This window comes from Anaerotruncus massiliensis (ex Togo et al. 2026), assembly GCF_030825285.1.
GTDB classification, from domain to species: domain Bacteria; phylum Bacillota; class Clostridia; order Oscillospirales; family Ruminococcaceae; genus Anaerotruncus; species Anaerotruncus massiliensis.
In genome coordinates, this window is sequence record NZ_JAPJQF010000011.1 from 59,748 (window position 1) to 68,990 (window position 9,243).

Here is a 9,243-nt window from a genome sequence, read left to right on the forward strand (position 1 = left end):
GAGTGTCCCCTATGAAACGAATCAAGGAAGAAAACGGCTGGGTCCTCTATGACCGGACCGAGGAGTTGCGGCGGCTTTCCGCACGCGCGGCCCGTTCCGCCGCCGAGGAGATCGTCAAGCCCGACCCGCCCGGCGACACCATCACCCCCTCCTGGAGCGACCCCAAGGACTATAACGACGCGCCCTTCTCGGTCGAGATCGGCAACGAGGACGTCATCCTCAACAGCGGCGCCGTCCAGCTCACCTACGACGACCTCGTGCTGCCGGGCAGGGGCGGCTTCGACCTGCGCCTCTCCCGCCAGTACGACTCCTCCAAGTCGAACACCGAGGACGTCAACCTCTATTACGACGACGAGGAGGGCGACCGCTGGAACACCGTCGTCTACCGCGCCAAGTGGCAGGACCGCAATCCCACCATGTACGTGCGCAAGGAGGACAGCTTCCTCTTCTGGACCTCCAAATCGGCGCTGAACAGCGAGGTGAAGCAGCGGTACAGCGACGTGGAGGTCAAAAACCACGACGGCACCTTCGATAACGACCAGGAGTACTACGACGGCTACATCTGGCCCGATCCGTGGAAAACCAACGTCTTCCTGCGCACCTCCAAGCGTCCGAACGACCATTTTCACAAGCTCTACGGCCTCGGCTACGGCTGGCGGTTCATGCTGCCCTCCATCGAGAAGGTGCTCACCCAGGACTACCGGACCCGCTACAAGACCTTTGTGCACCTTGAAAACGGCCTCTCCCTGCCCATCAACGACAAGGATAACGGCTTTGAGGACTACCCGCTCAAGGACTATGCGGTCTCCAAGTCGAACAACGCCTACACCGTCTCCTATAAGGACGGCCGCAAGGCGTACTTCGACGCGAATAACCGCCTCGCCCGCATGACCGACCGGTTCGGCAACGAGATCTCCTTCGCGTACGACTCCACCGGCCGCATGAACCAGATCACCGACACCTTCGGCCGCGTCATCCTCCTGGAGCTCTCGGGGACCGCCCTCACGGTCAAGCGGCAGGACACCGGCGAGGTCCTCATGACCTACACGGTGGAAAACGGCGAGCTGAAGACGGCCACCGACAGGGCGGGCCGCACCACCTCCTACGCCTACAGCCGCCAGAGCCACTTTACCCGCATGAGCCGGGAGGAGACGGGCGATCTGCCGGTGGATATCACCTCGGTGCTGCTGACCGCCATCGACCATCCCACCGGCGCGCGCACCGAATATGCCTACACCTCCCGCACCGACCGCTACGAGTCGCCCTTCGAGGGGGAGCACCAGATTCCGCTGCTCGCCTCCCGCCGTGACCTGCCCGGAGCGTCCGATACGGCGGTCGACGAACGCACCTTTAGCTACACCGCGGAGGAGGCGCGCAACAAGCAGAAGGATGACGACGGCGAGCTCCTCTACGGCGTCCAGGACTGGGGCAGCTATTACACGGCCACCGCGACCATCCACACCCACAAGAACGCCTCGGGCGGCTACGACGTGTGGGAGACCACCGAGTTCCGGGACGACGGCTTCAAGCGTTCGGAGCGGCTGTTCCACCGCGTGGACGGCGCGGAAAAGGAGGTGGAGCGGCACGAGTACGGCTACCAGGACCGCCTGCTCAAGACCCAGCTCGACTCCTATCTCAACTACGACTACGCCGGGCTTGAGGACAAGCTCAACATCTGGCAGCGGATCACCGAATACACCTATTCGGCCGACAAGCGGGGCGACGTCCTCAAGAAGATCGAGCGCTATCCGGCTCGTCCCGGCTGCGACCAGGAGCAGGCCTTCGTCTACGACGGCAATTTCAGCATTCCGGTGGAGCAGTCCACGCTGATCGCCGCGGGCCGGTATGTCGTCCAGCGCGACACCCTGCGCAGTGAAGCGGACGGCAAGGGCAAGGTGCCCGAATGGCGGAAGGTCTATGAAAAGCAGGACGGCGCGGAGACCCTCCGGGAGAAGATCCACTACGCCTATGACGCGAACTTCCGCGTGACCTCCGAGAAGCGCTACCACGGGGACGATCTGGAAACGGCGGCGGATTTCGTCGAGATGGCCTACGCCTACGGGAGCTACACCGACCAGCCGGTCTCCCAGCAGCTCTCCGGCGTCAGGGATATCGACGGCGTCCTCGTCCCCTCGCCGAACGGCGCGGGCGTCCTGCGCACCGAAACCGCCTACGACTGGTTCGGCCGCGCCGTCAGCACGACCGACCCCAACAGCAACACCACCGCGACCGAATACGACGGCGTCGGACGCGTCACCAAGGTGACCCATCCGGACGCGGCCTTCCGCACGACCGTCTACAACGACGCCGCCAACACAATCGTCACGACCGACGAAAACGGCTTCTCCCGGCGGCAGGAGTACACCCCGCTCGGCAAGATCGCGAAGGACTACGCCCTCTCCCCCGAGACGCTGCTCGTCGAGTACCGTTACGACAGCCTCCAGCGGCTTTCCCGGCAGATCAACTATGACGCCGCGGGCGCGCCGCGCGCCACGATCTCCTATACCTACGACCTGTTCGACCAGGTCCTGACCAAGCAGGCCGCGGGCGAGGGGGTCGACATGCTCGAGACCCACACCTACAACCCCGCCTACCCGGGCGCGACCCGGCTCGAACAGGTGGTCACCGCGGGCGAGGAGGGCGCGCCGCAGATCACCAGGTTCACCCAGACCGACCCGATGGGCAAGGCGGCCGTCGAGCAGGTGGGCGACCTCGTCACCCAGCACACCTACGACCGGGCCGGCAACCGCGTCAAGACGGTCGATCCCCGCGGCTACAGCACGATGTGGGAATACGACTACGCCGGGCGGCAGACCCGAGAGATCAACGCGGTGGGCCGCAGCGTCTACACCACCTACGACGCGCTCGGGCGCAAGGTGAAATCCCGCGACCGCGCCGGCCACGACACCCTCTTCACCTATGACGCGGCGGGCCGCCTCATCCAGCAGGAGGCCCCCTTCTATAAGTCCTTCCACACCTTCACCCGCTACTACTATGACGCGGCGGGCAACCTCACCCGGCAGGACCAGCTCTGCTGCGAGGAGGATTACGAGATGGGCTACGACGACGAGTGGCGCACCACCCGCTACACCTACGACGGCAGGGGCCGTGTCGTCGACACCATCCAGTACGACGACCGGGCCGACCGGGAGATCCGCACCCGCTTCGTCTACGACGGGGCAGGCAACAAGACCGCCCAGTATACCGGTATGCTCGGGGACAGCACCGACGGCGCGGCGGTCACCTCCTACACCTACGACCGCTTCGGCAAGCTGCTGACGACGACCGACCCGATGGGGCAGACCGAGACGAACGTCTACGACGCCACCGGCCTGCTCACCTCCAAGACCGACCGCAACGGCAATACCACCGCTTACACCTACGACGGCGCGGGCCGCGTGCTGAGCGAGACGGTCACGGCGGACGGCGCGGCGTCGAGCGTCACCCACGCCTACACCCGCACCGGGCAGAAGAAGCAGGACGCCAACGGCACGCTGACCGTCTCCTTCGAGTACGACGCGATGGGCCGGATGGTGAAGCAGACCGAGTCGGACGGCACAGTGAAGGCCTACGTCTACGACGAGAACGGCAACCGCGTGAAGTTCTTCCTGCTGCGCGGCGGCGTCCAGGAGATGAGCCTCACCTACATCTACGACCGGCTGAACCGCCTCGTGGAGATGGGCAGCAACAACTCGACGGTGGTCAAATACTCCTACGACGCCAACGGCAACCGCACGATGATGATGTATCCGCAGAGCGGCATCTACGTGGGCTACACCTACAACTACGCCAACCTCGTGACGATGGTCGACAACTACGTGGGAAACACCAGCCCGTCCTACCGTACCTACAGCTACTACATGGACGGCAGCGTGAACCGGGTCGACGACGACAGCACCCTCTACGTCTACAGCTACGACTCCATGGGCCGGCTGTACATGGAGGAGGACTACCGCGACGACACCGGCTACGAGCTCGACTTCGCCTACGACCGCTTCGGCAACCGCGAATCGCTCTTCGCCTACAACGTGGATTACGACGACTGGTACGAGATCGCCTACACCTACGATCTCAACAACCGTTTGATCCGCGAGGACCGCGAGGACTTCATCGACTCCCCGGGCCACACGACGGGCGTTACGGCCACGACCTACACCTACGACGGAAACGGCAGCCAGCTCACAAAAACGACGGTTGACGGCGCCGAAACGCGGACGTATAATGGGTTTGGGCAACTGGAAGGAATTACCGGTCCATCCGGTTCCGCCAGCTTCGCCTACCGTCCGGACGGCCTGCGGTACCGCAAAACGACCGGAAGCGGGAGTGCCGCGGCGACGCACATCCACCTGTGGGATGGGCAGAACATCGTGGCCGAGGTCGGCGCGACGGGCGCCCTGAACACGCGGTACATCCACGGGACCGGGCTGATCGCGCGAGAGATGGACGGCGCGCTGCAGTACTATCTCTTCGACGCGCACGGCGACGTTCTGCACCGGCTGGACGCGAACGGGAACGTGCTCAAGACCTACCGGTACGACGCCTTCGGCAACGAGATCGACCCGGAGCCGCTGGACACGAACCCCTTCCGCTACTGCGGGGAGTACTTCGACCGCGAGATCGGCACCTACTATTTGCGCGCGCGGAACTACGACCCGCGGATCGGAAGATTCACCACCGAGGACGCCCTGCGCAGCGCGACAGTTTCGCTCCCGGGGGACAGGAAGGCGGTCGATCCGCTCAGCCTCAATCTCTATTCGTATTGTCGAAATAACCCCGTATTATACCTTGACCCTAACGGCACTGCATCAAAACCGTTGCAGGTTTGGCTCAAATCTCATAGTGACAAAAAAGATCCGTGGCAATTGGAATCCGACCTATCTGATCTCTTTGGTGAATCCTATGATGTTGGAGACTACGATTCTATAAAATATGACGAAGCTCTTGTCGCAAGAATTCTGTTCCACGAAGATGCTACTACCGAGGGAAAATATGCAATAGCTTGGACAATTAAAAACCGTTTGAAAAATGGTGGTGATTTAAGAAGTATCATTAAGGATGATTACGGGAAGTATATATCTTCGCAGCCAGAAGCATTCTTCAAACCAATTGAATGGATAAATTCTGCAGGTAATCAAACATACTCTAAATGGCACCCCGACTTTATCGGCGCAGGGACTTCTACTTGGGAAAGCTGGATTATCTCAACACATATTGCACAGGATCTTTTGAATGGCCAGTTAAAAGATAATCCTTTTGTTGGTTTATCTGATAATCCTGATGAAGTAATCCAGTTTGTTGGTCTTGGATATGGGACAGCCCGTCACGAGCGCATCGGTAATCATTACTTTCTCGTAAGATAACAAATAAACGTGCGCTGCATGACATGCAGCGCACGTTTATTTGTTTTAGCTTTCATTGATCCACAACCAATTTTCATCCGAAGCCGTTCGATTCAAATCATATGTGCCTATGAAATTGCAATCTTTTATTGTGAAGCCTGTCGGGCCATATTCCAACACTGCGTAACAGGCGCCGATCCGGCGCGCAAACTGATAATCGATAAAAAAATCCTCTCTTACCAGTATCTCATCCTTCCCATCGCGATCAATGTCCTGCGGTTTGAATATCAAAAAGTTATTCCTGCTTTTCACAGTGTTAATAGCATTTTCAAAGAACTTTTTATCTTCTATGATCGATAAAGGATCCTCAATTTGTCCGCTATCGTCATATATCAGGTAATCCGACGTATCAATTGCCACTTCCTTACCTGTTCTCACATTTTTTGCAAGTCCTTGGTATTGATTCAGGAATGCAAACCGGAATCCCAAATCTATCCACTGAGTTTCTTCATCGGAATCATAAATGACTTTTGATTCTTCACAATTATATTTAAGAACAAGACTTCTAAAATAGGGGCCTGTGGTACCAGCACCATCCAATTCACATTGCAAAATGATCTCATCCCCATTATCCGCATCGATATCCCCAAATCGTACCGTCGGTGCATTTAACAAATTATCCCCGATCAGAAAAGAATTTATCTCCCCTTCTTTGTCAACCAGAAGCACCCATTGGGTTACATCTCCGTCTACTGAAAGGAGCGTATATCGCAAAGTGCTCGGAGGGAACTCTGCAACAAGTCTGAGTTCCACATCGCCCTCATCTGGTTTAAAACCGTCGGGCAGCGGGACCTCATTTGCCAATACTTTCTCCTTCAGAAATTCCAAATAAGAGAGAGACACGGATTCTCCTGCCGATGTAGGGCCATTCACAGAAATATTCTCATGATTTATGTTTTCCTGCCCAGAGCAGCCAGGGGTGACCAAAGCCAACAGGCCCACCAACCCCAGAATTGTCATGATTTTCACATTCCTGCCCTCCATTATTTTCTCTTCATCTAACAACTTAATGTTTACTTTAAATATCCGCACTCCAGTGAGCGTATCTCTCGATCTATTTTTTATTTTAATTCTGCGAGTCCTTTATTGCAAGCGCAACATGGAAATTATTGTATCAAACAAAGGGGAGCCTCCTTAACAGGACCGGTTTTCAAGTCATGAATACAGCCAATGTCCCGCGCTCCTATGGGGCGCTAATTTTTTTGCCTAAAAATGAAATTTACTGTTAGGTTTTTCTATTTTCTCCCTTCTTAGTAAATAGATGGAACTTCTGGGAAGGGAACCCCCAAACGTATCAGGGAAGTAAAAAAACATGCCATAAAATCGCGGCGGCCCTTCTTCCCTTCCTCATTCGAAAAAAATCGACATCGGGGGTTAAGTTTCAGCATGTAGCTTCCTTGGTATCACCCAGGGGGGAAGCTCTATGTCTGATCTTCTGGTGAAAAAAGTGCGGGAGGCCCAGCGTACGGATTGTGCGGGTCAAGATGCGATGCTCTGTCTGCTTTCGCAGTTCCGCCCTCTCATGAAAACCTACATACGGCGGCTGCATCTTGTTTCGGCCGAGGATGCGGAGGCCAGCCTGACGCTGCATTTCATCCAAATCATCCGGTCTGTCGATCTAAACAGGGATACCCTGCATCAGGACAACCGTCTCGCGGGCTACATCATAAAAAGCATGTACAACGCCTATATCCACCTGTCGAAGGCCGCCGACAAAAGCCGCCTCTGTATCCCGATCTCCAATTACACCGGCGCGGACGATGAGAACGGCGGCCCCCCGGGCTGGCTGGAATCTAAAATGTCCTATGAGCCTGCGTTCGATGCAAACATCGTTTTGGAGGACCTCCTGGGGGTGCTGACGAAACGCGAGGCGGACATCATCCGCTGCCACTTTATATGGGGGTATGGAACGCGAAGGATCGCCCGGATATTAAACGTCTCGGAGTCCGCGGTCTCAAAATCGAAAAGGCGGGCGCTGGAAAAGCTGAAGGCCTATATAATCGAGCAGGACAAAGCGCTGAAAAACACTTGAACGCCGTGTCGGCCTTCCACAGCGCAGGCGCGGCGAATGGACGGGAACGCCCCGGCAGGGGAGTCCGGCCCCGCGCCGATCACGGCGGCAGGGATCCTGCATACGGAACAAAGGAGGCGGGGGCGCCGGCCGCGCTCCCCCTTCTTTGTTATTTTTCCGAACAGCATCAATTGGGACAACTATTTGTTAGGAATCCGTCCTTATTTCACCCTTTTAAATCTATACGTTCTTTTTGATTTCTCACAATATGGGTAAAATATAATCGGAGCCGGAGGGGAGGGAGCTAATATGCACAGGAAAAGGGTACCGACTCCGTTCAGCAAGGAAGCTGGACTGCGCGTTTCGAAGGTGCGGCGTGAAAGAGGTCTTTCGCGCGAAGATCTCGCAAACTTGTCCGGCATCTCCACGCAGACGCTGAAGCGTCTGGAAAAAGGAGAGCACGTCATGCTCTATTGTTACGAAGAAATCGCGTGCGCCCTGGACGTTCCCGCCTCCTATTTTTTCGGCTGCACGCTGAATCCCGAGGAGGCGGATCAGTTCAGCCCCAGGGCGTATCAGTTCAGCCGAGCCGACATCTTTCGCTTCCTGGAGGAGCATCGGCTTGAGAACGATGGCAAATAAATGGCGGGAGCGCTGCCCGCGGCAATGCGGCACACTGTGAAAACCTGCAACTGATGTACGCGCGGAGGAGGCGATTACCGTGTATATCATGCTGCCGATTATGCTCGCCGTCCGCATCGGGAACGATGAGGACCGGAAATACCTGGAGAAACTATATAATGAAACCTATCGGGCACTCGTTTCCTATGCCGATTCCATCCTGCAATGCCGGGAGGATTCCCTCGATCAGGTGCAAGCGCTGTTTCTGGAGATGACCGGACACATAAAGACCCTCCGGGAGCTGCATTCGCCGTACTGTTATTTGAAGAAATGCCTCACCCGTCGGATTTTCAACCTGATCAACGAACGCGCGGCCAAGCCCTGCCGGGGCATGGACGAATTTGAAGAGAAATATGGGGCTCTGCCCGACGTGACCGCAGCCGTCGAAGGGGAGGTCGTCCGGAACGAGGCCTATCTGCTTCTCCGCGCCTACGTTCAAAACCTGAAACCGCTTTACCGCAGTTTCATCATCCTGCACTATTATTACGGGTTGAAAATCAAGGACGTCAGCAGGCTGCTTGACGTCACGCCGGAATATGCGAGCGTCATCCATAGGCGGGCAAAAGAGGAATTGAAGCGGCTTATTCCCAGGGAAGAAGTGACGTGATGGACATTGAAAGTTTCGAACGGGAATATGAAGAACAAAAACTGGAGCACCTGCTGAAATGTGCCGGACTGATCGCGGCGGAACTCGAATGGGAGGCCGACCATGCCCGCGCAGCCGCGGAGCCGGCCCCGGACGAAGAGATAAAAAACCGTATCTGGCGGGAGATCGAACGGAAACTGGAGAAAGAGCGGCGCGAAGAGGCCCGCGGGAAAGCCGTCCGGCGTGGGATCAAGGGCGCGATGCTCGCGGCCGCCGCCCTCAGCATCCTGCTGGTCGGGCTGTTCGTTACGGTGTCCGCCTTCCGCGTTCCCGTGTCCAACTACTTTTTTGAAAAATATGATAAATACTCAAAATTCATCGTGGACGCCGGCGGGTACACCATTGGAGAAAAACCGGAGTCCGATAACCAGCCTTTCGTCGAATGAATCCTCCGCAAGGCCCAAGGACAAAAAAACGGACACGCATGAGCGTGTCCGTTTTTGGTGCGCCAGAAGGGACTCGAACCCCCGACCTACTGGTTCGTAGCCAGTCACTCTATCCAGCTG

6 protein-coding genes are annotated in these 9,243 nt (G+C 57.0%); 5 read left to right on the forward strand and 1 reads right to left on the reverse strand.

Going from position 1 to position 9,243, the window contains the following annotated elements; translation table 11 throughout:
* Window positions 1–11: 11 nt before the first annotated feature.
* The gene (locus tag RCI06_RS05665; protein ID WP_306574895.1) at window positions 12–5,360 is read left to right on the forward strand and encodes an RHS repeat-associated core domain-containing protein; all 5,349 of its coding nucleotides are present in this window, start codon (window positions 12–14) and stop codon (window positions 5,358–5,360) included.
* Window positions 5,361–5,405: 45 nt separating this feature from the next.
* On the opposite strand, the gene RCI06_RS05670 is transcribed toward RCI06_RS05665, so the two are convergent.
* Window positions 5,406–6,368, reverse strand: coding sequence for a hypothetical protein (locus RCI06_RS05670; RefSeq protein WP_146021666.1), 963 nt, complete (start codon window positions 6,366–6,368; stop codon window positions 5,406–5,408).
* 454 nt (window positions 6,369–6,822) lie between these two features.
* On the opposite strand from RCI06_RS05670, the gene RCI06_RS05675 reads away from it, so the two are divergent.
* From RCI06_RS05675 to RCI06_RS05690, 4 genes are all read left to right on the forward strand, one after another.
* Window positions 6,823–7,431 (forward strand): sigma-70 family RNA polymerase sigma factor, encoded by a 609-nt coding sequence (locus RCI06_RS05675; protein ID WP_101548664.1) that lies wholly within the window; start codon window positions 6,823–6,825, stop codon window positions 7,429–7,431.
* A gap of 288 nt (window positions 7,432–7,719) precedes the next feature.
* The gene (locus RCI06_RS05680; protein ID WP_101548662.1) at window positions 7,720–8,052 is read left to right on the forward strand and encodes a helix-turn-helix domain-containing protein; all 333 of its coding nucleotides are present in this window, start codon (window positions 7,720–7,722) and stop codon (window positions 8,050–8,052) included.
* A gap of 88 nt (window positions 8,053–8,140) precedes the next feature.
* The gene (locus RCI06_RS05685; RefSeq protein WP_306574901.1) at window positions 8,141–8,698 is read left to right on the forward strand and encodes an RNA polymerase sigma factor; all 558 of its coding nucleotides are present in this window, start codon (window positions 8,141–8,143) and stop codon (window positions 8,696–8,698) included.
* Window positions 8,695–9,123 (forward strand): hypothetical protein, encoded by a 429-nt coding sequence (locus RCI06_RS05690; protein WP_277138606.1) that lies wholly within the window; start codon window positions 8,695–8,697, stop codon window positions 9,121–9,123. The genes RCI06_RS05685 and RCI06_RS05690 overlap by 4 nt, the downstream gene beginning before the upstream one ends.
* The last annotated feature ends 120 nt before the right edge of the window (window positions 9,124–9,243 follow it).